The 26,383-nt window shown below is 47.7% G+C and carries 18 protein-coding genes; 6 read left to right on the forward strand and 12 right to left on the reverse strand.

The genetic code is table 11. The annotated features are described in order from the left end of the window. The first annotated feature begins 128 nt into the window (after nt 1–128). Together MKX68_RS06405 and MKX68_RS06410 are read left to right on the forward strand one after the other, a co-directional pair. The gene (locus MKX68_RS06405; protein WP_340910125.1) at nt 129–1,163 is read left to right on the forward strand and encodes a PocR ligand-binding domain-containing protein; all 1,035 of its coding nucleotides are present in this window, start codon (nt 129–131) and stop codon (nt 1,161–1,163) included. A gap of 105 nt (nt 1,164–1,268) precedes the next feature. Then, nucleotides 1,269–2,258, forward strand: a complete 990-nt coding sequence (locus MKX68_RS06410) for an aldo/keto reductase family protein (protein WP_340910128.1) — start codon at nt 1,269–1,271, stop codon at nt 2,256–2,258. 236 nt (nt 2,259–2,494) lie between these two features. Here MKX68_RS06410 and MKX68_RS06415 read toward each other — a convergent pair whose 3' ends face one another. From MKX68_RS06415 to MKX68_RS06430, 4 genes are all read right to left on the reverse strand, one after another. Beyond that, nucleotides 2,495–3,382 (reverse strand): LysR substrate-binding domain-containing protein, encoded by an 888-nt coding sequence (locus tag MKX68_RS06415; protein ID WP_340910130.1) that lies wholly within the window; start codon nt 3,380–3,382, stop codon nt 2,495–2,497. Nucleotides 3,383–3,413: 31 nt separating this feature from the next. Then, the gene (locus MKX68_RS06420; protein ID WP_340910133.1) at nt 3,414–3,884 is read right to left on the reverse strand and encodes an SMI1/KNR4 family protein; all 471 of its coding nucleotides are present in this window, start codon (nt 3,882–3,884) and stop codon (nt 3,414–3,416) included. Between the two features lie 113 nt (nt 3,885–3,997). Next, the gene (locus MKX68_RS06425) at nt 3,998–5,098 is read right to left on the reverse strand and encodes a threonine aldolase family protein (protein WP_340910136.1); all 1,101 of its coding nucleotides are present in this window, start codon (nt 5,096–5,098) and stop codon (nt 3,998–4,000) included. 53 nt (nt 5,099–5,151) lie between these two features. Beyond that, nucleotides 5,152–6,012, reverse strand: a complete 861-nt coding sequence (locus MKX68_RS06430) for a LysR family transcriptional regulator (protein WP_340910139.1) — start codon at nt 6,010–6,012, stop codon at nt 5,152–5,154. A gap of 181 nt (nt 6,013–6,193) precedes the next feature. Here MKX68_RS06430 and MKX68_RS06435 point away from each other — a divergent pair, with 181 nt between their 5' ends. From MKX68_RS06435 to MKX68_RS06450, 4 genes are all read left to right on the forward strand, one after another. Then, the gene (locus MKX68_RS06435; RefSeq protein ID WP_340910142.1) at nt 6,194–7,183 is read left to right on the forward strand and encodes a zinc-binding dehydrogenase; all 990 of its coding nucleotides are present in this window, start codon (nt 6,194–6,196) and stop codon (nt 7,181–7,183) included. A gap of 393 nt (nt 7,184–7,576) precedes the next feature. Continuing rightward, nucleotides 7,577–7,795 (forward strand): hypothetical protein, encoded by a 219-nt coding sequence (locus tag MKX68_RS06440; protein WP_339786093.1) that lies wholly within the window; start codon nt 7,577–7,579, stop codon nt 7,793–7,795. 27 nt (nt 7,796–7,822) lie between these two features. Continuing rightward, nucleotides 7,823–8,350, forward strand: coding sequence for a hypothetical protein (locus MKX68_RS06445; RefSeq protein ID WP_340910145.1), 528 nt, complete (start codon nt 7,823–7,825; stop codon nt 8,348–8,350). A 74-nt stretch (nt 8,351–8,424) separates the two neighbouring features. After that, on the forward strand, nt 8,425–9,213 hold the full coding sequence (locus tag MKX68_RS06450) for a formate/nitrite transporter family protein (RefSeq protein WP_017690511.1): 789 nt from the start codon (nt 8,425–8,427) through the stop codon (nt 9,211–9,213). A 166-nt stretch (nt 9,214–9,379) separates the two neighbouring features. Here the strand turns inward: MKX68_RS06450 and MKX68_RS06455 are convergent, their stop codons facing one another. The 8 genes from MKX68_RS06455 to nirB form a co-directional block, all read right to left on the reverse strand. After that, complete coding sequence (locus tag MKX68_RS06455) at nt 9,380–10,366, reverse strand: WXG100 family type VII secretion target (RefSeq protein WP_340910148.1); 987 nt, start codon at nt 10,364–10,366, stop codon at nt 9,380–9,382. Between the two features lie 46 nt (nt 10,367–10,412). After that, nucleotides 10,413–10,877: an acetyltransferase gene (locus tag MKX68_RS06460; protein ID WP_445671063.1), complete on the reverse strand. Its 465-nt coding sequence runs from the start codon at nt 10,875–10,877 to the stop codon at nt 10,413–10,415. Between the two features lie 156 nt (nt 10,878–11,033). Further along, the gene (locus MKX68_RS06465; RefSeq protein WP_340910154.1) at nt 11,034–12,593 is read right to left on the reverse strand and encodes a glycoside hydrolase family 30 protein; all 1,560 of its coding nucleotides are present in this window, start codon (nt 12,591–12,593) and stop codon (nt 11,034–11,036) included. 146 nt (nt 12,594–12,739) lie between these two features. Continuing rightward, nucleotides 12,740–15,451 (reverse strand): beta-glucosidase, encoded by a 2,712-nt coding sequence (locus tag MKX68_RS06470; RefSeq protein ID WP_340910157.1) that lies wholly within the window; start codon nt 15,449–15,451, stop codon nt 12,740–12,742. 662 nt (nt 15,452–16,113) lie between these two features. Continuing rightward, nucleotides 16,114–21,084: a DUF4132 domain-containing protein gene (locus MKX68_RS06475; protein ID WP_340910159.1), complete on the reverse strand. Its 4,971-nt coding sequence runs from the start codon at nt 21,082–21,084 to the stop codon at nt 16,114–16,116. Nucleotides 21,085–21,108: 24 nt separating this feature from the next. Continuing rightward, a complete protein-coding gene (locus tag MKX68_RS06480; RefSeq protein WP_340910162.1) occupies nt 21,109–21,528 on the reverse strand; it encodes a hypothetical protein in 420 nt (139 codons plus the stop codon). Nucleotides 21,529–21,870: 342 nt separating this feature from the next. Continuing rightward, a complete protein-coding gene (gene nasC, locus MKX68_RS06485) occupies nt 21,871–24,003 on the reverse strand; it encodes an assimilatory nitrate reductase catalytic subunit NasC (RefSeq protein ID WP_340915311.1) in 2,133 nt (710 codons plus the stop codon). Between the two features lie 21 nt (nt 24,004–24,024). Further along, nucleotides 24,025–26,139, reverse strand: a complete 2,115-nt coding sequence (gene nirB, locus MKX68_RS06490) for a nitrite reductase large subunit NirB (protein WP_340910165.1) — start codon at nt 26,137–26,139, stop codon at nt 24,025–24,027. Nucleotides 26,140–26,383: the final 244 nt, after the last annotated feature.

The following is a 26,383-nucleotide window of genomic DNA, read 5'->3' on the forward strand; positions in this document are numbered from 1 at the left end:
GTCATGAGATGGTTGAATTTTGACCTCCCATTATACATTACCCGTCATCATTACATCTTAATATGTACAACTTGCTAACTTTTAACGGCCTAAATTATGAATCAGGTTAGCCTATGGAGGTTGCACCAATGATCAAAGAATATCTGCATATCAACAAAATTCTCGACCTTAATAAATGGAAGCGTCTACAAGATTCTCTCGCAACAGTAACCAAACTGGCGATCCTCACCGTTGATTATAAAGGCATTCCCGTAACCAGTCACAGCAGCTGTCAGGCCTTCTGCCAGAATGTGCGTAAAGACCCTGAGCTTCTCCCCTATTGTCAAAAATGTGATTCACGCGGTGGTCTGGAAGCCGTTCGGTTGAATGAGCCTTATGTATATCTATGCCATTTCAATATTATTGATATCGCGATTCCGATCACGATTGATGGCAAATATATCGGCGCCGTCATGGCAGGACAAGTGAAACTCGCCGATCCGGAAAAGGGTAGCGAATTGGAGCAAATTGTCACGTCCAAAAACGTACCCATGCATGCAGCCAAGCTGGAGGAATTAAAGGATGATTACGCCCAGCTGCCTGTGATGACTTATGAAGAGATTGTGAAAATCTCCAACATGTTATCCCTGCTCTGCAACTACATTGTGGAAGAAGCGCTTAACAAAAATCTGTTAGTTGAAATGTTCGAGAAAGCTTCAGGCAATCAGGAGACTCTAAACCTCTCCACCATTCTGCCGGGTTACTCCATTCGTAATATCGAGTCAATCAAAAAAGAGATGACCAATGCCATTGCGGATGCTTATCTGAAGAACAGCCCAAGTGATGCGGAAAGCTCCAGCCCGGTGCTCCAGCCTGCTTTTGAATACATTCACAGTCACAAAAGCGAACAAGTTTCACTCAAACAAATGGCTGATCTATGCCACCTGAGTCCGAGTTATTTCAGCAGACTGTTTGCCAAGGAAACCGGTGAGAACTTCACAACCTACTTGGCAAAACTCAAGATTAAGTGGGCTAAACAATTGCTAGAGGTCACCGACATGCCTGTCTCACAGATCAGTGATGAGCTGGGATTTAATGAATCGGGATATTTTATCAAAATATTCAAAAAGTTCGAGGAAATTACGCCCGCTCTCTATCGCAAATATCTCCAGGAGAAAATGTAGATTCACTGATACTTTTTTCGTATCAAAGATGAGGTTAAAAGATATTTCACCTATTAATCTGCCATTGTTACAATGGAGTCCAGATGACTTAGGGAGGCGACATGAATGGAATATCGCAAATTAGGAAACAGTGGATTAACCGTCAGTGAGATTTCACTGGGCAACTGGATTACGCATGGAGCGCAAGTCGAGGATGGAATAGCAGAAGCTTGTGTGCGAACCGCATTGGATGCAGGTATTACCACATTTGATACCGCAGACGTATACTCAAATACCAAGGCTGAATCCGTGTTAGGACAGGCTCTTAAGGATATACGAAGAGAAAGTATTGAACTATGCACCAAAGTCTGTCACCCAACCGGTTCAGGTCATAATGACCGCGGACTTTCACGTAAACACATCATGGAAGCCTGCAATGGTTCATTACGGCGGCTACAGACCGATTATATCGATGTCTATTACGCTCACCGTTATGACCACAACACTCCGCTGGAAGAGACGTTTCTAGCATTCTCCGATCTGGTGCGCCAAGGCAAAGTTCATTACATTGGCGTAAGTGAATGGAACGCAGATCAGATTGCACGAGGAGCCGCTTTGGCTAAGGAACTTCATGTCCCCTTCATTGCAAGTCAGCCCCAGTATTCAATGTTATGGCGTGTGATTGAGCAAGAAGTCGTACCTGCAAGCGACCAAGCAGGACTTGGGCAGATTACATGGTCTCCTCTGGCTCAGGGTATACTATCAGGCAAGTATGCGCCTAACGAAGCATTGCCCACCGGATCACGTGCAGCTGCTGAGGCAGGAGCACCCTTTTTCAATAAACTGGCTGGTCAGTGGTTACGTGAAGATGTTCTTACCGCTGTGCAACAGCTTGTTCCTTTGGCAAAAGAGATTGGTCTAACGCTTCCTCAACTCGCTGTGGCATGGGTTCTACAACATTCCTATGTCAGTTCCGTTATTATCGGTGCATCCCGACCAGAGCAGGTACTTGAAAATGTAAAAGCCTCCGGTGTGAAACTGGACTCTGAGATCATGTCTCGCATCGACGAAATATTGAATCCATGGATTGAGCGTGATCCAGCCAAGACGGGATAGTTTCTTTTTTACTACTCAGACCATACTAAGTTGAACTAATCATTTACACGATAACGGAGAGGACAGAAAAAACCTGCAAAAGCGGAGCTAAAAGCTTTCTGAAAGAAAGCTACATCGGAAGCATACACCTCGCCTTTATCACCAGATTTTCCCCTTGAGAAAAGGGATCGAAAAAATCTGGGGATAACAGCGATTGGAAGGTTGTTCTGTCATCGCAGTGTAAGTGTAAATAACCTTTAGTGCAACTCATATTCCCCCTCAACAATGCTCATAAAGCGGGATATCACTTCCTGATTCATATCCGTCCGCCATGCCGTGTACAACGGTACGGAGGGCGGATTTTCTTGTAATGGAAGAAAGACTACACCCTTCCGCTGGAACACATCCACCGATGACGGAACAATGGAAATGCCCATGCCAGCCGCAACGAGATTCACAATCGTATACATTTGGATCGCTTCCTGTGTAATTCGAGGATCTACGCCATGCTCCCTGCAATAATCCAGAACGAGACGATGGAACGGAGAACCCAGATGCCGTGGGAATAAAATGAAATCTTCATCCGCCAGTTCTCGAATTGAAACTTGAGTCTGAGAAGCCAACGGGGGATGATCTGGCAACACGGCAATCAACGTTTCCATCTGGCAGGGGCGGAACGAGACATGGCGGGTATCTTCCTGATATCGCAAAAATCCAATATGGATCTGTCCATCTTCCAGTGCCTGCAATTGTTGGGATGAAGTCATCTCACGCAGCGTCAATTCAATCTGCGGATACGCAGCGCGAAATTTCCTAAGCACATCCACCATAATGCTCCCCGAAGCCGAATCCACAAAGGCTATGGTTATATGCCCGATGATGCCCTGATCTGCCTTTTGTGTAAGCTGAATAGATCGATCAAGTTGGGCCATGATCAGTCTGGCCTGTTCCAGAAATACGGCACCTGCCGGGGTGAGACGAACCATTTTTCTGGTGCGCTCCAACAACTTCACGCCAAGCTCATCCTCTAAATTCTGAATCTGCTGGCTCAGCGGTGGTTGCGTCATATTTAATTTCTCCGCTGCACGGTGGAAATGAAGTTCTTCTGCCACGGTGATAAAGTATCTTAACTTTCGAATATCCATAAGCCGATTGCGCATCCTTCCGTCTACCTTGTTAATTCATCTGTTCCTGAACCCAGATTGCCGACTCAGCCAGCATAGTCATCAATTCATTAAAGTCCACAGCAATTTCCCGCAGAGGAGTTTCCCCTGCATCGTGGATCAACATCAGCACCTTGCCTGAATTTTGATCCAGTATAGCCGTACTTCCTTCACCAAATCCACCAATCGGGAAAGGTTGGAGGTCAGCTGGCAGCTCGTATTCTTTCTCATATTCACGGTATACTTCCAAAAAATCCGGATAAGCCCAGCTCAGTTCTTTCACCGAATACAAGGCAGGGTCGCCGAAATTACATGCACCGAACTCAAGTAAAAGTGCGCGATACGCTGCGGGCAGTTTTACATTATGCTTTTGCTCAAAATCCTCAATGCTCTGTTGCGTCTCAGGAGTACATCCTTCTCCCATTGTTGTATCGTAGGCTTTCACCAAAAGATCACGAATCGGTTCCAATTCTATCGACGTCACTTGAACTCCCCCTTAAGGTACTTTTCCCCACTGATCAGCCGTTGTGAATTCAATAGTTCTGCTTAAAGCGCAACACCTTACCCAAAAAAGAGTCGAACATTAAAATCAACTTCTTATCTCACTTGTTTACGCAACTCTTGATCCAGCCATTCCAGTGCTGCACGCAGTTTATCCTGGGGAATTTTCTCATAACGATCACCCGTAGACAATTCAAAGGCACAGCTGTTCCCACTTGTCTTGTTCAAATACGAAGTTACTGCTATGCCATGCTGCTGAGCCATTTGCACAAGAATCGGTTCGACTTCGGCAGCAGCCAGCGCAAAGTGAACATGGAACATATTCGATACCGGGACCTCGGGTAAGGTATGTATCCCGTGACACGCATTCAGTAGGGAGGCGAGTTCTTGAGCCTGCTCGTAATAAAGCTCCATTTTGCCAATCCGTTCATTGAAATAGTATTGGGAACTCAGAATATAGGGATACAGGCCGATCAGATCGCCCCCGTGCCGACGTTTCCATACTTTCGATTCTTGCATCACATCCGAATCACCCGCCAATATGGCTCCCGCAATGCCTCCAATCCCTTTGTAAAAGGAAACATACACCGTATCAAACAGACTGCAAATCTCCGCAGGCGTCTTCTGATAATAGGGAGTGATCTCAAACAGGCGTGCCCCGTCCAGATGCAGCTTAATCCCGCGTTCACGGCAATAGGCCGAGATCGCTTCCAGTTCTTCATATGCTGGCAATTGCCCACCAATCTCGCGTTGCGGCAGTTCCAACAGCAGGCAGGCAATGTCCTGGTCAAGCGCTTGTACATCTTCCAAACGAATCAAACGATCCTTGTCCGCCAGCAAAATCGATTCAATCTGGTGTAACTCTTTCAATCCGTCTTCCTCATGGATTTCCAGATGACACAGAGGGTGGTAAGCTACTCGCTTTATCCCTTTGCGATCACACCAGATCCGTAATGCAATCTGCTGCGCCATCGTTCCACTTGGGAAAAACACCGCCGATTCCTTGCCGAGAACGTCAGCCATCTGTTGCTGAAATTCTTCAATGAGGGGGCCGTTGCCGTAGTGGTCACTAAACAACTCCCCATCGATCTGCTCCAGTACGTTCTGAAGCACCTTCACTTGGCGACTGCCGTGACCGCCTACAATAAAGTCTGCCTGATTAAATGCATCAGCCAACGTTAACTGAGTTTCTTTCAAGATCACTCACTCCTTTATAGTGCATGTTCATAAACGGAATTTTGAACAACCTCTTATAGTTCTGGTTCTGTAATAATCTCAACCAAAGCGTTGAGCGCACTAGATATATGTTCACCACGGGAATACACAAATCCTACTTCCAACCGACAATAAGGATCAGGCAAAGATAACACTGCAATCTCACCTCTTGATTCTGCTTTGGTAACCGAAGAACGTGGCAGCAATGATACACCGAGCCCGGCAGATACACCATTCAGAATCGTGTCCAGTGTTCCATATTCCATGATGTTAAGCGTGTGGATACCCTGATCTTTCAAAAAGGATTCTGCCTGATCACGATGTGTGCATCCGATCTCAAAAAACAACATCGGCCTGGACAATAACGTGTACATCTCATGCGCTCCAGGTTCAGCGATCAACACCAATTCCTCGTCATACATCTTCATATAGTTCAGCTCAGGATGATCAATCGGGCCATATATTAAGGCTCCATGCAATTCATGTTGGATGACCTTCTGGTTCAGTTCATGGGTCCCACCCGTGACAAGCGAATGCTGTACTTTCGGGTAGCATGAAGTATATTCAGCCAAGAGCGGCGTCAGAAAAGTGGAAGCTGCTGTCTCTATGGCACCTAGACGAAGCATGCCAGCTGGTGGGTTACCCACTTGCGTGGCCTGCTCTGCTTCATATAATAATTCCAATATTCTATCCGCATACCCAAGCAGGTTCTCGCCTGCTGGTGTAAGCGACATCCCCCGATTGGAACGATGAAATAGCGGTACTTGCAGTTGAGTCTCCAACTGTTTAATCCGTGCTGTTACATTGGACTGCACATAATTAAGTGAGAGCGCAGCTTTACTGATACTACCTTCGCGGGCAACCGCCTGAAATATTTTCAAATCACCTGCATCCATACCCTGATCACCTGCTCGTCGTTATATCGGCATTCTGCATCATCCGATTCATGCAAAGTGCTTATCTATTATTTTCAATGATACTGACAATCATTTTTGTTCATTTTACGTGAATCTGCCCCGTCTGTACAATGAGGCTCAGTAGTGAAATCTGGCTACACAGACAGGAGGAATATTGAACATGAAAGCTATTATCCATTCGGGCCAGAGCGGCCTTGCAGGTCTTCAATATACAGATTCAATCTCTCGGGCACCAAAAGCCGGGGAAGTGCAGATTCAATTAAAATCCGCTGGAATCAACCATCGGGATCTATTCATCATGGCAGAACGCGAAACCCAGGACATCCCGCTTATTCCCGGTTCCGATGGAGCAGGTATTATCGTAGCGATTGGCGAAAGCGTAAGAGGGTTCGCGATAGGAGATAAAGTCATTATCCATCCTACACTCGGTTGGGAATATTCATCTGAAGTGCCGACCGTACCCGATATCATTGGTGGTCCTACGGATGGAACGCTCGCGCAATATATAACGTTGCCTGCTGCAAATGCCCTGCCTAAGCCAGCCCACCTATCCTGGGAGGAAGCAGGCGTGCTGCCCCTTTCAGCGCTGACGGCCTATCGCGCCTTATTCACTCGCGGCACATTAAAGCAAGGTGAACATGTGCTCATTCCCGGTATTGGCGGTGGTGTAGCGACCTATGCCCTGCTTATGGCGGTTGCGGCTGGTGCCAAGGTGACCGTCACCTCCAGAAGTGAAGCCAAAAGAAATGAGGCACTGCGCTTGGGCGCTGCCCATGCATTGGATAGTCATGCCGATTGGCGTATGCAGAACGATCTGGAACCTGTGGACATCATCTTGGATAGCATCGGACAAGCCATGTTCCCCAAATATTTTGATATAATCAGACCAGGTGGACGTATCGTGATGTATGGTGCAAGCTCGGGGGATGATCTGACCGTACCAATTCGCTCTATCTTTTTCCCGCAGATCAGTCTAATCGGCACCTCTATGGGCAGCCGTGAGGAGTTTATCCAGATGCTGCAATGGGTGGAGCAACATGACATACATCCTGTCATTGATGGGGTATATCCGTTGCAAGACGCAGTGAAAGCATTCGAACGTATGGAAAACGGCGAGCAATTTGGTAATCTGGCTATCCTTATGGAGTGACATCTATTTTGAGATGGGCTTTCATGAATTATTGAAAATTGATTTACGATAATGGGGTGAATCCATCTGACCCGTCTCGCTAAACGTATACTAATTGTTCTTATTGCTACTATCATTGTGGCCCAAATTCCTATGTTAAAAGAAACCTTAGCCCGAGGAGTTACTACGTTATATGTGAAGATAAAATATCCCGAACATTCATTTCAATTCCAAGACTTCAACTACGAGTCTCATTTCGGGAACTATTTCATTTCTTATACTGATCAAGACGAACAGCTCATTAGTCTGATGCTTGAGCCCAAATTTTTTCCGGTGCTCATCACGTATGATCCATTGAATCAGCCCATGAAAGACTAGTTGGTTCACACTATGAATCATTCAGGAGGTATCGATATGGACAATCGATTACATTTGGTAGAATTGGTTCGCAAACTGATGGATGCCGAAGGAACGGAAGCCGAGTTGGATGACATGTTGACGGAGCTACAGCAGCAGGTTCCACATGCGGAAATCAGCAATTTGATTTTCTGGGATGATCGAGACCTGACGCCTGAACAGATTGTGGAAGAAGCCTTGGCTGCCCGTCCCATCCTGCTTCCACCCCAATCTTAATATTCTTCAGGAGGTGAACGGTAGGATATGTCTGACATGTCTGATTTAAATCATAATAACAACAATGAACACCTTGATTTTAACGAAATTAGCGGAGAAGAAAAACTACAAGCACTTCGTGATCTGATCCAACTAACCGATGATCACCTTACTCAGCAAGTTCTCGCTATTGGCATGGATACACATGAAGAAGATCTCATCCGTATCGAAGCATGGCGAGCTTTAGGCATGGCAGGCTCCTCTGCTCTTCTGGGTGAAATCCTTCATGCTGCGGCGCAACTTGTTCGTGACTCAGAAGAAGATGAGGATGTACAGAATTACGTCTTGCAAACTCTCGCTCTACTGCCCGTCACAGAAGCCGAGATCCAATTGGCTCAGGAAGTGCTGGAGGGAAATGCCTACATATTAGTCAGAGGAGCTGCCTTTGCTATTCTTGTTGCACATCAACAAGTTAATGGTGCAACATCCGCGTTAGAATCGCTTCAATCCGATCCTGATTTTGGCTCTTCTGCAATGCGGGTACTGCATTCGAATCAAGGAAGTTATAATCAATAAACCAAGTCCCCCTCCCCAATTTCCATAATTTCGTTATAATGGTAAGCAAGACACCATGCTATTGGAGGAGAATTATGGAAACGGAAGCTTTACGCAACGTGGAACAACTAGCTTTGAAGAAACACAAGATTTACAAACAAAGCTTAATTAGGTACCTCGCACGCTCCATGCTGGCCAGTATGTTTATCGGATTCGGCGTCATCGTGGCGTTTAAGACAGGTAACTTCTTTTATATGGAGCAGTCCCCGTTTACCTATCCGATGGCGGCAATTACGTTTGGCGCGGCAATCATCCTGATCGCGTACGGTGGAGGTGACCTGTTCACGGGCAATACGTTTTATTACACGTATGCGGCGCTGCGCAAGAAACTGCGCTGGTTCGAAGTGATCAAGCTGTGGATTGCGAGTTATAGCGGTAACCTGATGGGCGCAGCCGTGTTTGCCTTGTTAATCTACCTGACCGGATTGTTCGACTCGTCCCAGGTGAACGGTTTTCTGCTAAGCGTGGTGGAACACAAAATGGAAGTTCCGACCATGCAGCTCTTTTTCCGGGGAATCCTGTGTAACTGGCTTGTATGTATGGCGTTCTTTGTCCCGATGTTCATGAAGGAGAATGGAGCCAAAATGTTTGCCATGATGCTCTTTGTGTTCTGCTTCTTCATCTCGGGATATGAGCACAGCATCGCCAATATGTGTACGTTCGCGATTGCACTTGTGTTGAATCACCCGGGGACAATCTCATTTGAAGGTGTGCTTCACAACCTGGTTCCCGTGACCTTGGGTAATCTGGTGGGTGGTGTGCTGCTGATGGGCTTTATGTATTATGCGGTGAACAAACCGTTTCTGGATGAAGAGACCCATTAATCTCTGGCAAAAAAAGAGTCCCTTCCGGCCCGGTCCATTGACCGTGGCGAATCAGTAAGCAAAACCATAAACACCCCGGCAACCTTCCATCTCAGCGAGAAGGTTGCCGGGGTGTTTCTCTATGGGCAGGCTCACGGATAAGCCGCTTGCCAACCCCATCCGTGGCTTAGAAGTAATCCCGCCACGGAGTATATTCAATATCGTTGTCGCCACGCGTGACCACGATCATATTCTCCATTTTGCCCGTTTCCTTATTGGTACGGTAGATCATCGTACGTGTCTCGCCTTCCTCCGGCACGGAGAACAGGAATTTGTCCGCGACGAAGGATGAACCTAGTCCTGTCGCATGTTCCGTGAAGGCAGAGCCCGTCTTGCTTGTGAGCAACAGACCAATGCCGTAGGCTGTAGCCGTCTGTGCTGCTTTGCCAAAGAGATGCTCGCCTTGACTCGTGGTGTGCGTTTGCTCCGAATACTTATACTTTTCCGTATCTTTGGTATAGTCCACCACATTGCCCTGTTTATCCAGACTGATGGTGGTTGTTTCGCCTTTATCGCTTTTCACCTGATACGTACCTACGATGGAATCCTCGGTAATTTTCACCGTTTTGCCCGTATCGGGGTCAGTCTGATAGATTACATCTTCATACTGAAGCCGAATGATGTTCATGCTGGCCTGAATCTGCTGTGCCAGTTCTTCGTCACCCATCTCTTTGGCTTTCTTCAGCATTTCCTCATAGTTCTGGTATTTCTCGGCATCCTTCTCAGCCCATTCATCCATGTTCTTTGGTGGACCTGGCGTTTTGTTCAGATCATCGCCTTTAATTTTGCCCATGGTTGATAGCGCCCGCGCTGCGGTCAGCGCCGTCATAATTGCCTGGCTCACCGCCTCTTCATCTGTCGTGCGGAAACGCTCGGCAATCTTCTTAAGCTCCGATTGAATGGACAGAACCAGTTCCAGAACAGATTTCATCGTGCCTTGAGCGGTTGAATAATCGTTATAGAAGCGTTCCCGTTCCATCCCATCCCAGTTGCTGCGCATGACACTCATCTTGCCGTCCAATGTGGACATGAAGCCCGATAATTGCTGATGTGCCTGAGCGAACTGCCCACTGACCGTCTCCAGTTGTTCCGGTGTCACCTTGATCTGTGTCATCCTGCACACTCCTCATCCTGGTCATTTATATCACGTGGTCTATCCATTACGACAATCTCTCAGCCTGTTCCTGTTTGATCTCCAGATGCAACAGCGGGAACGGATTACCGGAACTATCCATTTCGGAACGACCCATCTGTACAAATCCCATCTTTTGATAGAATCGGGCTGCTCCAGTATTCTGCTCATTAACATCCACCTTGAGGTGACGGCCTTTGATTTTGAAGGCATGCTCTATTAGAAGACGTCCCAGACCCTGTCCGTGTTGGCTCGGATCCACAAACAACATCTCGATAAAGCTATCATCCACACCAATAAAACCCACAGGTTGTTGCTCCATATTCAGAACTTCCCAAACCTCGACTTGTCTTTGTTGCAACACATCACTCACCACTTTTTTATAGAACTGAATGTGATGCTCTTCCAAAAACGTATGGGTTGCCCGCACAGCACTCTCCCAGATTCCAACCAACTTGTCATGATCCTGTTCCCGATATGCAACGACTAACATGTCCAACGTATTCTCCTTTTCTAGTAAAAGGTTATGTAAAAGTCCGATCTTGGGATCGGACTTGTTTGATAGATCAAATTTGAAATAACTCTTCGTTTATTTTACCATGTCCATCATTCAATCTGTACCCATAATTGCCAAACTTGAGTTAACGTTCTACCTCATTTTTGGATTCCAACGGAAGGTAACTGCCGATTGGGAAGACAGTACATATCGAAACGAATCTCCGTCCATGACTACATCAAAAGAAACTTCTGCCTCACCCGTGTTAGCTGCAACCAGCACCATCGTTCCATCCGGATTACGGAAGGTTACGTTCTCGAGCTGGCCCTGTTCTTGCGTAGAAGCAACTCTTACGGCTCCCGGACGTACATAACGGCTGATGTGGCCTAACGCATAATACTCGACATTTCTGATGATTTCATCACGCTCCGGGTCAATCGTCACAACCCCACGACAGTTCTCACAACCACCGTTCGTGGGTCCACCATGCGGATCGAGTGCGATGTTCCAGAGCAGCACATTTTTCGCCCAGTTGCGAGGTGCACCAATGATGAGATTGGACATTTGCCAGCTCAGATTCTCGCCAAAATCAGGACTCCACTCCCCACCACTACATTCGGTAAAATAGATGTTTTTGTCTGGGAAGCGCTCATGCACTTCCGACATGGCAGATGGATCACCTGCATAACAGTGAAAAGCAGATCCATCGATATGTGCAGCAGCCTGCTCATCACCAAGCACCTTGCTGGTATATTCAACCGCCTGATCCCAGTTATGATCATACGCGATGATTCGCGTGTCCAGTTCTGCATCCTGTAGGGCCGGGCCGAGATAATCCCGTATGAACATGGCTTGTTCTTCGGCCCCCATACTCATACTCGGATATTTATCCGAGGTGAACTCCGGTTCATTTTGCAACGTGATCCCGTAGATGGGAATGCCCTTTGTCTGATACGCTTTGATATATTTCACAAAATATCTTGCGTACGCTTCATACACCTGGGGATCGTTGTAATCCAGAAACCAACCGTTAGTGGTCTTCTCCCGATACTTCATCCAGGCAGGGGCCGTCCACGGTGTGCCCAGTACGTTAAGATCCGGTTTCAAACCAGCTACACGCTCCAGCATATTCACGACTTCCTGATCCTTTTCGATTGAAAAGTGTTCCATATCATAATCCGTGCCGGACTCGATATCATCATAGGTATAACTTGAAGCCGCGCCTGATTCATCTACCGAATAATCGGAGGCACCAATCGTATGACGTACCATATCCATGTTTAGCCCTTCCGTCGAGAACATCTCCTTGAGTAGTTGTTCTTGCTGCTCCTCTGGAAGCTGATTAATCAGATGTACCGACGAACCCGTCATCGCTGCGCCAAATCCATCCATGGTCTGATACGTCTTGTCCGGGTCAATCTGTATGGTGAAATCCGACGAAGATGTGTCTGACTCCTGCGTTGAAAAAACTGAAGAACTTGGGTCAGCATCATGGTGATCTGTAATTGGAATGGGCTTCTGTGGTGTAAGCAGATTTCGCTGATCTCCCGTGGTTAACCAGACTTCGACCGCTCTCTGCTTGTCCGCAACCGGTGGCGGTACGGGTTGTTCACCTCGGTTGAAGATAAGCCAGATTCCTATACCAACACTACAAACAGCTGCGATCAACAGGATCATCCATCGTTTGGGATGCTCTCGCCAGCCTATGTTCATCACGTTTCACTCTCCTTCCATTGTGGAAAAAGCCGCGGCCACTAGGCCACGACTCATTTCGCTATATATATAAATTAGAACAAACTGCATTTCACACAGATATATTCAATGGGAAGAACAGCTTTTCGATCTCCCTTATTGCACTTTTATTTACCGGACTTGCTTCCGATATTCACACTACCTGTCAGACGAATATCATCGGATGCACTACCAACATACACTTGAACCTTACCCTTAGGCATTAACCATTCATGCGATGTTTCATCCCAATAGGACAATGCGCTGCGATCCAGTTGAATGTTGACCCGTTGCTGCTTGCCTGCTTTCAGATCTACCTTCGCCCAACCAGCAAGCTGCTTCTCTGGCGTTTCAACTTTAGTTGGCAGATTGCCAACATAGACCTGTACAACTTCTGCACCGGAAACTTTACCGGTGTTACGTAAGTTCAGGGATACTTCTACGGTTGCTTTGTCGCCTTTGCCTGTGTTTTTCACATGCAGATTACGATAATTAAAATCGGTATAAGACAGTCCGTGTCCAAAGGCAAACGCCGGTGTCATGCCTTCTTTGTCATATCCTTTATACCCTACAAAGATACCTTCGGAGTAGTTGCCCACCCCATTCACACCCGGGAATTGTTCCGCAGTGGATACCGGAGTTTGGGAATCATCTGATGGGAACGTCACCGGCAACTTACCGGATGGATTCACATCGCCGAACAGAACACGTGCTACTGCATTACCTTGTTCCTGACCTGCATACCAAGCCTGAACGATGGATGGCACTTCTTTTTGCCAGGAATCCATTTCAACAGCGCGACCACTCATTTGCACCACGATCGTTTTTGGATTGGCTGCTGCTACCTTGCGGATCAGCTGCTCCTGGTTATTCGGCAGCTCCAGGTCGGAACGGTCGACGTAACCTTCACTGTCATACGTACGAGTTACCACGACGGCAACATCGGATTTTTTCGCCAGATCAACTGCTTTTTGCATTTTGATATCCACAGCGTCTTCTGGAGCTTCCCAGCCAAAACGAACCTGTGCACCCATATCATGATTGGTCTGTACCGGGAAATCCGTACGATACTCAATTCGAATATTGTGGGACTCGCCTTCTTTGAATGAGATCTCTTTCTTTGTTGTACTCAATGTTTCACCTTGATTGTCTACGAGTAACTTATCATCCACATACAGTTTCGCAGAACCTAGACTGGTCAGGGACAGTTTATATTCACCCGTTTGAGGTGCTGTGATCGCCCCTGTCCAACGAGCAGACATTTTGGCATTGAATTTCGTTGGTGTCACTGGAAGCTTGGAAGATTGTGCGTTAAAACCTTCATAGTTGTAGAATCCAAGATTCATGTTGACCTGATTATCTGTACGGACCAAAGAAGGATTACCCTCCATATCTTTATTCGTCCAGTATTCAGCACGCAGACCATATTCCGCACGATCTGTACCATAGTCTCTTTCGCTCTCCTGAGCATCCGCTGGTGATAAAAGAGTAGAAGGTACGGCGGATGGTCCATTAAATGCATCTCCTGCGGAGATAGGATCCGTTCCGGCAGCATATTTTACATCCACACCGTTTCCTGCACGGTTACGAATCCCTTCAAACGGGCTCACCGTATACGTCGGATTAACCAGACTGCTACCACCACCGGCTGCGGATGCGTTATCTGCATCCGGTCCGATGACAGCGATGGATTTTACGTTTTTCTTGGACAGCGGCAGCACATTGTCGTTATTTTGCAAAAGAACCATGCTCTCTTCTGCAATTTCACGTGCTTGTTTGCCGTCTTTCTTGGCATTGATTTGTGTATTCGTTACAGGGTTATCGAACAGCCCCTTATCGAACATTTGAAGCAAAATACGTCTAACCTTCTCATCAATGGTTTGCTCGCTGACTTCACCTTTGTTCACGGCTTCCAGCAATTTGTCTCCCCATTTGCCATACGGCTCTCCAGGTGTCTCCAGATCCAGACCCGCATTGGCGGATTTGGCTGTGCTGAAGTTTGCACCGTAGTCACTCATGACGAACCCTTCGAAGCCGAACTGGTCCTTAAGGACATCGGTCAGCATCTTCTTGTTCTCACAAGCGTATGTACCGTTCACCTGGTTAAATGAACACATTGCAGAACCAAGATCCGCTTTTTCAACAATCGCTTGGAATGGACGTGCATAGACTTCCTGAATGGCACGTTCGCTGGCTGTTGCATTGGTGGTAAAACGCTCTGTCTCCTGGTTGTTCAGGATGTAGTGCTTCGCTGTAGCGATAACCGGATTGCTTTGAATCCCGTTCACATACGCTGCACCCATGCCGGAAGCCAGCAATGGATCTTCCCCGAGCGATTCAAAGTTCCGGGAACCCCATGGTGTACGTGCAATATCAAGCCCAGGACCAAGCACTACATTATGTGTTGTATCATGTGCTTCCTGACCGATCAGATCGCCATATTTCTTGGCCAGATTGGTATCCCAGGAAGCGGCAAGCGCGATGGGTGCAGGCAGTGCCGTGGACTTTTTGTCCTGCACATCCGGGTTAGCCACACGTACCCCTGCAGGTCCGTCTGCCATCTGTAATGCCGGAATGCCGAGGCGCTCCAATCCATCATTATAGAAACCATAATAGTTATTTACTTTACCGGTTACGAATCCAACTTTCTCCTCCAGCGTCATCTCCTTGAGCAGCAGCTCGGTGCGTTCCTCCGCAGACAAGGATTTGTTCATCCAAGGACGATTGGCCCCAGATTCCGCCTCCGCGGCGAAGGCGTGCAGCGGCATAGCCGCAACCGCCACGATGATTAATAACATAAACCATCGTTTGAGGAAAATCAGATTGAGTCTTCTGTTCATGTTGTAAGTTCTCCTTCTCTCTTGATCATTTTTCTTGTGCACATATTGAATACATGTATACAAGGGAATGCAAACTGGCTTGATCCCAGTCTTTCAAGCATTCAGGTTGTCCTGCACATGGCTTCTGAAACTGCAGCCTGCAAGCAAGTCAGCAGATTTCGCTTCCTAACGATAGCCGACATGATCATGAATTACATCCCCTTAAATTTGGTAAATGACCGATTAGAACAAGCCTAGTTCTTTGGAATCACCATATTAACAATTCAGATAACAAAACAAGAAAACGAATTATTTACATTTCCGTAACTACTTTCGAACAAATTCTTTACTTTTAAAAACAGTCGGTTCGACCCACTCCCGATCAACCAATTAATGCAATTAATTATCAGATTAAGGAATATGTCGACACACTCTGGGTCCTAAGTCTATTTGAAAACGGAACCAATCCGGTCCATTGAAATATCCAAAAATATAAAAGCAACTGAGGTCCCTTTTAACAGGTTCTTCAGCTGCCTTTATGTTGGAATTGCTCCATATTGTCCACTTTCCGTCCATGATTCTTGTTCTACACTCGTTATATTGAGATTCGAAGTTACATTAAAATCGGAGTAGCAAATAAAAAACCGCCCCAAGAGGGGCGGCTCACTTCTGTTCAATCACTTCTAGTTCTGTAATTGTGCAAGAATCTGCGGGTCCTTGATCTTTTTATCTTCGGCGAGCAACATCACCTTGGACAAAATCTCAGCTGTTCTCGGATCTTCATCCAGGAATGGCAGGAAGATTCGACCCCGATGCTGACTGTGCACCGGAACAATATGAAGTGCACCTGTAGCTTGTTTGAACACATTACCACTCCCCAGATGAACAGCATACTCACCCAATTCACCATCAATTCGTGCGTAATTCCCGTCCAAACGTACATTGTCGATCTTCAGCAGACGCAACGACTCGTTCACAATGACGTGACGCATCTCGATTGTTGTCAGGCTGGCTTCCGGATCTACGCCTCCCACATGTGCAACGCTGACCACCAGATCGATATCACGCATAACTTCCGAGAAGAACGTCAGCGGCACATCTTGCAGCGCTACAGGTTTGTAGCTCTTGCGATCGTAGAACTGCACCGTCTCCAAGGTAGGTGCCTCCGTATCTGCAGGTGAGAACCAATCTGCCATGGCATAGAGATTCGCAATCAGATTGTGCTCGTAACTTACCTTCTGCAGACCTTCCTCATAACTGACAGTCCATTGGCGTCCTTTAAGCAGAGCTACTGCTTTTTTCGGTTGAATCTGATATCCGGCGTATCGACGAGACACCGTACCATTAGCCAATTCGTCCTCGTTAGGAAGATACAGCTCACGGAATACCTGCTTGAAGGGCTGACGCTCCTGACGGGTGAACAGATCCCGCTGGAATTCACTCCAGCTTCCGCTCTGATACAGATGAAGCGGATGAGCAATCAACAGTTGATCCTGTTCCGATAGTGCATGGTTCGTACCCTCCGGCCCAGGAGCAACCAAACCATTGGATGATACATCGAATCGTCCCGTCTTGTCACCTGACTGGAATATAAGCGTTCTTACCAGCGGATGTATAACCGGATTTTGCATCAGACTGGTAATTTCCTCACGTGTAAAGGATGTTCCAGCAGTCATCGAACGTTCCAGCTCCTGCCGTGCCCGGCGATACTGATCCACCAGATCCGATTTGAGCTCTTTCAGTTCAGCGATATATCCATCTTTTTTGAACCGGGCAGGTACAGATTTGAGTGTCTTGCCTTTGCTAACGATAACCATTTCGGGTTGGCCTTCCTCATCAATGACCAATTGTGCTGTCGTGTCAGCATCTAATGCATGAGGTTCAAAGAAGGATTTCATCTCATCCAACTTACGTGCTTCCATGTCCCACATCAGCCGCGTAACATCAGCATAACCTGCATTACGAGCGAGATTGCCCAGTGCAATCTGTGATGCTACACCTTCACTGGCACGGCGTTGTGCACCGAATTGCTTGCTCTGCAACAGAAACTTCTGAATGAAGTCGTATCGCTCACGCAGATCCTGTTCCCGATTTACGGCGAATGGGATCAAACTGTAGGTTAACAAATGATCCTTGTTTCGCTTGTCTGACACGGAATCACGCATATCGTCCAATCGAAGCTTGCCCAGTGCAGCATCTGCGAACAATTGGGATCTGCGGTGGTTAGCTCCCCCGGAAATGTACTTGGCGCAATCGTATAACAGATTGAACCGTTCCTCACCGACAGCAGCATAGGCTTCTTCAAACCAAGCGATATCAAACGCACCTTCATTAAAGTCCTGTGGTGAGATTGGAGAATAGTGGGCCACGATGGTTTCTTTCTCCGCAGTAAAGCGTTCATTGATATGAGCATGGAAGTACCATGCCGCACTGCGGAGACCTTCCCATTCCAGATGTTTTGCAACAATCTCCATCCACTGCGGGGCGTACATAGCTGCTTCCAGCAATTTTTTCTCATTCACCGGATACTTCTGGAGCAATTCTCCAAGACGCTTCTCATCTTCTCCATCCCGTGGATGACAATTCTGAATTAGATAGCTAAACGTCTCTTTACGTGTTGTGTTGTCCCCATAACTGTAGATATATCCACGGACAAATGTATCCTGATCCATCGCCGAGACCAGATGTACCCAGTGTTCCATGCCTTCAATTCGTTCCAGTTTCATGGCAAGTGTACTTACTTCTGTAGAGAGTTCTCCCCGGGTCAGCTCGATCTCCAGAATCCGATTAACGACCGTATCCCGTAAATGAATCAGCTTGGGATCACTTGCGATCACTTCTGTACGAGTGGATGTTAAGTCCCGAATAAACATCAGACGATTCCCACCGACCAGAACCTGTCGGTATATCTCCTGTTCATCAATCAGGTTCAACTGGTACGCACGCAGGAAATCTTCAAGTGACAGCAAGGACAACGGTTGACTATTTTCTACAAGACTGGCGAACTGGTAGGCTGTCTGGAAGAAACGTTTGAAGCTGTTATCGTCATGGATTTTGCCACGAACCACATAATTCCAAGGTCCAGTCAGAATATGAAGCATGCCTGACTCTTTCTCGAGTCGATCAGCAGGCATACTCGCGATGATGGAGGCCCAGGTTTTCTCAGCTATTTCAAACGTGTCGATCGGATCGCTATCCAGAAATGCCGCCGATATCAGTGCCACTACCTGATCCTTATACGTTAACGAATCCAGCATCTGCTGTAGCTTTTCGATGTCATCCAGAGGATAGATCTGGTCGGCAAACGACTTGCGCCAGCCTTCCAATAACGGAATCTTTTGCAGTTCTTCATAGTCATACTGATCATGGAAGTAACTGTAATGGTCACTCAATTTGCCATTGAAATCCCGGAGCTGTATAACCATGTATAGCTGCATCAGTTCCACACTGCTAAACCCAGCATGTTGAATAAAGTTTTCCCATATGTCATGTAGCGGGAACTGTTCCATCTGCTTCATTTCATTCCGCTCTCCATACGGAACCTTGGAGCGAAGACTCGCTCCGACTAACAACGTGTCTTTGTAGCCAGCATAGTACTCCACTTCATACTCATGATCCCTGTGTTCATGCACTAATTCATCGAGCCCCTGCAGGAATGGTCTGGTCTTATCCAGAGAAAGTGTAAAGATATCCTTCGGACTGTGGCCTTTGAGGTCACGCTTCTCTTCCAGCAATGGCTCACGTCGCTTCGGATCGAATAAATTAAACCCATTAGCGGCCGTATAGCGACTCCCCTGATCCGTCAGCTTGTCGAGCAACTTCTGTTCCTTCGCGGTTGGCGTCTCAATCAGCTGTGCCAATGGCTGCAATTGCTCCTGCTGATCTGCCCGATCCGGATCTGCCGCAATCTCGGTCAACAATTCGAGCGCGCCTAGACGCTGCAACTCACTCTTGGCCTGCAAAAGTCGCTTCAGTGAAACCGTCAATTGGTCCACGGGTTGTAGTAACAATACATGGATGACCTTCTGACGAAGTGAGCCTGTCTTGAGCTTCATCAGCGCCTCCATCTGTTTCATCTCTTCAACCGTCAACGTGAGCTGCTTCGCCTTGGAGAGCGCACTTTCCCGATTACTGATGCTTTTATCAGACAAACTCTCAAACACAAACTGTCTTTGCACCTCATTATCGGGATGCTGAACAAACTGGGACAACAGTTCCCCGCGCAGTTCTGGGCTCAAACGGTCCTTGATTGCGATGACTTCGCCGATCCATTCCGGGTCCATATCATAAGCGGCCAGATATAACATTTTCTTCACTACATCATCTGTATCAATCCGGTAGTGAACATACTCAAGTACACCCGATGGTCCACCTGATCCGCCTTTTGGAATGACAGCCAACATCTGTTTGAATTTATCAAAGTCCTGACGTCTCAATGCCTTATCTTCAAGCGCAGGCAATGGCCACACGTAGACACTACGCTGATTCTCTCCATTCTCGAAACTCCAGTTGTACATATACATGGCATCATAGTTGGTCACAATCCAGTGCATCAACTCGGTATCCTGCGCCTCCAGATAACGACGTGCAATGTGCAAACGAAGCTCTCTGTTCTGGCTGTTAGCCAGTACGTATTGGGCAACAATCTTCTGATATAATTGGCCTTGATCCATAATCTCGATGATCTTGCTCGTCAGTTCATTCTCTTCAATGACCGCTGTCGCCCACAGGCTGATAAAGAGCTTGTTGGCGTTCGCTTCCTGCTGCCAGGATTCGCGCACTTCTGGTTGCACAAGCGCCTCATACGCCTGTTCAATCAGCTGTGCAGCAACACGCTGATTGGCTGCTTCTATACCAATTCCCGTCCATACGGCGAGTGCTCTTACCACCGAACTGAAACGGATCAGGTTGTTGTCGATGATGATTTTTAATATGTAAATATAGGCTTCCAGTGTTCCTTCATCCATCCGCTCCACAATGCTTTGGCGCAGCCCTTCCTGCAACCTTGCTGCAACGAGCAACTCACCCACCATCTGATAGGCATCTGCCTGATCGCTCATGAATATACCTTTGATCATTTCATGGGTTAACAACGCCGTCTGATTGTCACCATAGATAATATCGTGCAGTGCCTGCTTCATATCTCCACCCTGATGATCCAGTTCATAAGCGATACAATCGGCCAGGACCCAACGGATCTCATGCAGATAATCCAGCTTGTACTCACGTAGTGACACATATTCTTCCAAGGAGAAATTTTTCATTTCCATACGGAACAATCCCATCAGTTTACGGATGACTTGTTCTACATGCTGCTCCGGATCGGATGTGCGGAAAGGCCGGCGTTCATAGTTGTTACTGTATGGGAAACGAGTCGCACGCTCTGCGATATAACGGAATCGTGCAACCAATGACTCGCTCGCCAGATGCTCGAGTACATCCAATAGTGGCTGGAATAATGGTTTCTGCGTTTCTGCAGCCAGCCTTCCAAGCAGCTTATCAGTATTCAAAAACATCTTTTCATCTCCACGCAAATAGGTAGACCCGGCGATCTCCACAACATAGCCTGCCAGCTCAAGCTGTACCCCTGTTAATGACTTGGCTCTTTCCTGCAATTCATCCATATACACCTGTACTTGATCTTCCTGATTCATCCTGTTCTCCTCCTTCATCGCTCTCTACCACAGACGTCCGGCAAGCATTGTAAAACGAATAAATACCACGTTATCTCCGTCTTTTACAACAAGTGACTCATCCAGCTCCTGCAATTCATCATCGTTGAGAAATACTTTATATAACCCATCCTCATAGGCGGTTATAGCTGTCTCCATCGCAACATTCAGATCAGGAACACCCTCATTGTATACTGCGCCAAATCCGACTTTCCCCGCCGCTCCTTGCGCCTTAATATCATCCGGCATCAGGTAGGCGAGCAATTCTGCCTGTTGCTTCTTGTCCTGAAGGACTTTCACTTGCAGAGCCACCATGTTCTCAATGAGCTGCCTTAACGTATGAGTTGTTTCCGGAAGTTCGGCAGCTTGCTTGGCAAGTACCGGCTTGCGCTTACCCAGACTTTTTACCGTTATCCATACGTTCACCGTGTTCCCCCCTATGTCCTGCCCTATTTGAAGAAGCTTCCATAAGCCCCGATATCTATACCACGATGCGAAATAACCTAAACTCAAAATGACCATCTGTCTCAAAATAAAATCAAAAATACGTACATATGTACCCCTAATGAACATCATAACTAAAATTCAATCCATATTCATGAGCCAATCCTCATGTTTACGTGGAACCACGGAACTATGGCCTACTTGCGTACATATACGCAAAAAAAGCCGCACAGTCTCATATAAATATGGACTGCGCAGCCGCTAAGCTACCATTAGAACAGTTTATGTCGCCTGAGAACCTTTATAAACTGAAACCTGCATGAATCATCTGGCCAAGCGCAAAGGTCGAATGGTTACAGCTGCTGTCTTGAACCCAGGCATCCGGCAGAACGGATCTAGCTCTGGTCTGGTGGCCCGATTCACATTCTGAATGCCGCCCCAATGCATCGGCACGAACAAGGTATCCTCCCGAATCGAATCTTTGATGCGCGAACGAACCGTGAAGCTTCCGTACACCGATTGAATCTCCACCCACTCTCCATCGTGAATACGATAACGGGCAGCGGTAGCCGGGTGAAGTTCAACAAAGTTCTCCAATTCACGAGCTGCCAATGCCGGACTTCGATGTGTCTGCACCCCTGTAAGATAATGAGGCAACACACGCCCATTGGTGAGAATTAAGGGGAACTCCGAAGATATATCATTCCAGCCCGGGCTGGATTCAAATGTGAATGCCGCTTTGCCGTCCGGGTGTGCGAATCGTTCACCGAACAGCAGTCCTTCTCCCTGATCATCCAGGGCAGAACACGGCCAGTATACCCCTTTCTCGTTACGCAAACGCTCATAGGTAATGCCATAGTAATCAGCCACTCCGCCACGACTCGCCACCCGAAGCTCATTAAAGATATCCTCAGCAGTGTCATATTCAAAATAAGAAGCTTTACCCAATTGCGCGGCAATCCGGCATAATATATCCCAATCATCGAGCGTTTCTCCCGGCGCAGGCCGCCCCTGTTCACGAAGCAGAACTCGCCCCTCCAGATTGGTCAGTGTGCCTTCATTCTCCATGTAAGACGTAACCGGCAGAACCAAATCAGCCATTCGCGCTGTCTCGGATAGAAACATGTCTGCCACGATCAGAAAGTCCAGCTTGCGCAGACCTTCTTCCACCAAACGCACATTGGGATTGGATACGACCGGGTTGGAGCCCATTACAAGCAATGCCCGAATCTCCTGATCATGGACCTTCTCCATCATCTCGTAGGCGGATACCCCTTTGCCTGGCAAACTTGCAGGGTCTACACCCCAGACGGATGCCACATAGGCACGATCAGCTTCATTTTCAATGGATCGATAACCCGGCAGCTGGTCAGCCTTCTGCCCATGCTCCCGTCCGCCCTGACCATTGCCTTGACCTGTGATGGCACCATATCCACAGCCTTCTCGGCCAATTTTGCCAGTCGCCAGCACCAGGTTCAGAAAGTGCCTGACGGCCATATGCCCATCCGTCTGCTGCTCCACACCACGTGCTGTCATGATCATGCCTGTCTCTGCCTCACCATAGGCCATCGCTGCCTGACGAATCAGCGCCAGATCAACCCCGCACGTTTGTGCCGCCTGTTCGAGTTGCAGATCAGCCAACCCTTGTATCAATTGATCGTAACCATGCGTTCGTTGGTCTATAAAATGAGGCTTCACCAATCCGGCATCCATAATCACCTTCAACATGCTATCTGCCAGCAGAGCATCCATGCCAGGTTTCACCTGCAAATGAAGGTCGGCAATGGCAGCGGTTGCCGTCTTGCGTGGATCAATAACGATAATGAAGGCTCCATTCTCCTTCGCTTGATTGAAGTATGGCAGAAGGGTAGGTTGGCATTCTGCAATATTGGTACCTGCAAGTACAATGCAGCCCGCCTTAGGAATATCGGACAGACGAAACGTCAATCCACGATCCATCCCGAATACTTTACTGCCAGCTGAAGCCGCAGCTGACATGCAGAACCGTCCATTATAGTCGATATATTTTGTCCCCAATGCAACTCTGGCAAACTTGCCGAGCAGATAGGCTGTTTCATTTGTCAGAGATCCGCCTCCGTATACTCCGACCGTATCTGCTCCGTATGAATCTTTCAAGTCCTGAACCCGCTCTGCGATGGTCTGAATGGCCTCCTCCCAGGAACAGGGTTCAAGCTCGCCATTACGACGAATGAGCGGATGCATTAATCGTTGACCACTGAGCGCATGTTGATGAGCATTCATGCCCTTCACACACAACCTGCCCTGAGAGGCTTCATTCGGGACACCCTGAACCGTATACTCACCACGACGCTGGCCCGCAACAGGTGCAGCCAGTTCTTCAACAGTCATCTTGCATTGCACACTGCAATACGGACACTGGGTTTCCTTTACATACAGCTTGGAGGCTGTTGGTTCTGAACTCACGGATAATCCCATCTTTCCATCCCCGCCTTTCATCTATATATCAGCTTGAAGTGTAGCTGCAAGTTCCTTCTGTAACTGGTCATCCAGCAGCGTTTCCCGAATCGACATGAATCCCAATCGTTCCGTCCATGCCCATAACGGCTCATCATACCAAGCGGTTTGTCGATACCATTGAAGGCAGGCTGATGCGAGTGCTGCCGCTTGTATCTCTGTTTCAGCCACCCCGAGCAAGCCACCTTGCTTGACCGGATGTTCTGCGTGACCGCCTGCGTATATCTCCCATCCAGCCGGTGAAGCCAGCAAGCCGATATCCTGCACTAGTGCGCTCACCAATGACCCGGGTCCTGGTGCGACTCCCATATTCACCGGCGACGGCATCGCAGCACCGATCCAACTCGCACGGAGCTGTGCAGCCAACCCCCTGGCATCTCTTGCATAGGATAACTGTGGAATACGATCATCCCAGCGCACCTGAATCTCTGAGTGACCTTCGATCTCTCTGTCATTAATCGTTCCACCGGATACCTGTAAGTAATAATGAATTACCGGGCGACATACCGAGCAACCATGTTCCGAATCCCAACCCAGCTTCTGCAAGATCAAAGATAAGTCTGGTAGCCCTATCTTCATAACAACGATGTCAACCAGTATTTCCTTCAGTTCTGCATGCCCAAGATCCGTACAACTGCACACAGGCATTGGAGCAGGTTTATCCGGTGTGGCTACCACGCCTGTACCCCCGTTATTTTTCAGATTATGTGTATGTTTCAATAGAGCAGCCACCATCGGACGACAGCCACCGCATGAACCCGACGCCTTAGTCTGCTCCTTCACCTGATCTGCCGTCTCGAGACCCTGTTCCTGAATAGCTTTCATAATGGCCGCCTTGGTCACATTGTTGCAGGCACATACGGTCTCCTGAGTCGGTAATGCCGCAGCAGCCATCTCAGCCGGGTCTGGGGCCCCTTCACGCGGAGCCAATTCCGCCACATCTGCGCCCCGTTGCACAAGTCCAAGCAATGCCGTTCCTTCGGTTGTATCTCCAAATAAAATGGCTCCACGCACTTTACCAGCCTGCATCAGCACTTTTTTATATGTGCCTTGAATGCCATCCAGATGTTGAATTGCGGTCTGCATGCCTTCCCCACTGATCTCACCCGCTGAGAAAACATCAACCCCCGATACCTTCAACTGTGAGTAGGGAATAGATCCTTTGTATTCAGGAGTTTCCTGCCCACAGAGCGTACGTGCGAGTACTTTCCCCTGCTCGTATAAGGGAGCCACCAGACCATAACTGATCCCCCGATGTTCAGCACATTCCCCGACTGCGTATATATCAGGTACACTAGTGCGCATATAGTCATCTACCATAATTGCCCGATTCGTGGCGATTCCACTTCGTCTGGCCAGATCCACATTTGGCCGAATCCCTACAGCGACAATGACAACCTGAGCTTCAAGCTTGGAACCATCTGTGAATAGCAGCCCCTGGGCCTGCGATCGTCCGGTAATTTTCTGCGTATTCTTGGCCAAAAGAAAGGACATGCCCTGCGCTTCAAGTTCCTCCTGAAGCATCGCGGCAGCCTTCTCATCCAACTGCCGGTTCATAATGTAAGGTGCGTTATGTACCACCACAGCTTCCATGCCCAGATGCAGTAACCCGCGCGCAGCCTCCAGCCCAAGCAATCCACCACCAATGACGGCGGCCTTGCGATAGGTTTTAGAATAATCAGACATGCGCGTACAATCATCAATCGTTCGGAAGGACATGACCCTCTCTTTATCCATTCCCGGAATCGATGGGATAAAAGGTGAAGACCCTGTCGCCAGAATCAGGACATCATAGGTTTCTTTTAGTCCGGATTCCGTCTCTATATATTTTCCACGGGTATCAATCCGGTGTACCGTTTCACCTGTACATAGCCGTATATGATGCTCGGCATACCAGCTCCAATCATTGATTATGATATCCTGTAACGAATGCTCACCCTGCAATACTTTCGATAACATGATCCGATTGTAATTGGGACGGGGTTCATTGCCGTAGATGACAATCTCATACGTATCAGGCTCCAGTGCGATGATCTCTTCAACACACTTCACTCCAGCCATGCCATTTCCGATAATCACCAGTTTGCTTCTGCTCATGGGCTGCCCCCCTATCTCTCTCACCTAAAAATAAACAGAAAAATCCCTTCTCCATGATTCGGAAAAGGGCACCGTTGCCTCCGGAATCCACACGCCTTTGTGTGGATTCATATTAGATTCAGATTAAGGGAATCGGAATCTAATGTCAACATAATTAACACAGAAACTTCGAAATACATTTAAAAATGAATTATTTAAAATTTCATGTTATTTTTGTTGACACATCTATTTTTTCTTGATTATA

The organism is Paenibacillus sp. FSL M8-0212 (genome assembly GCF_038004645.1).
Classification (GTDB): domain Bacteria; phylum Bacillota; class Bacilli; order Paenibacillales; family Paenibacillaceae; genus Paenibacillus.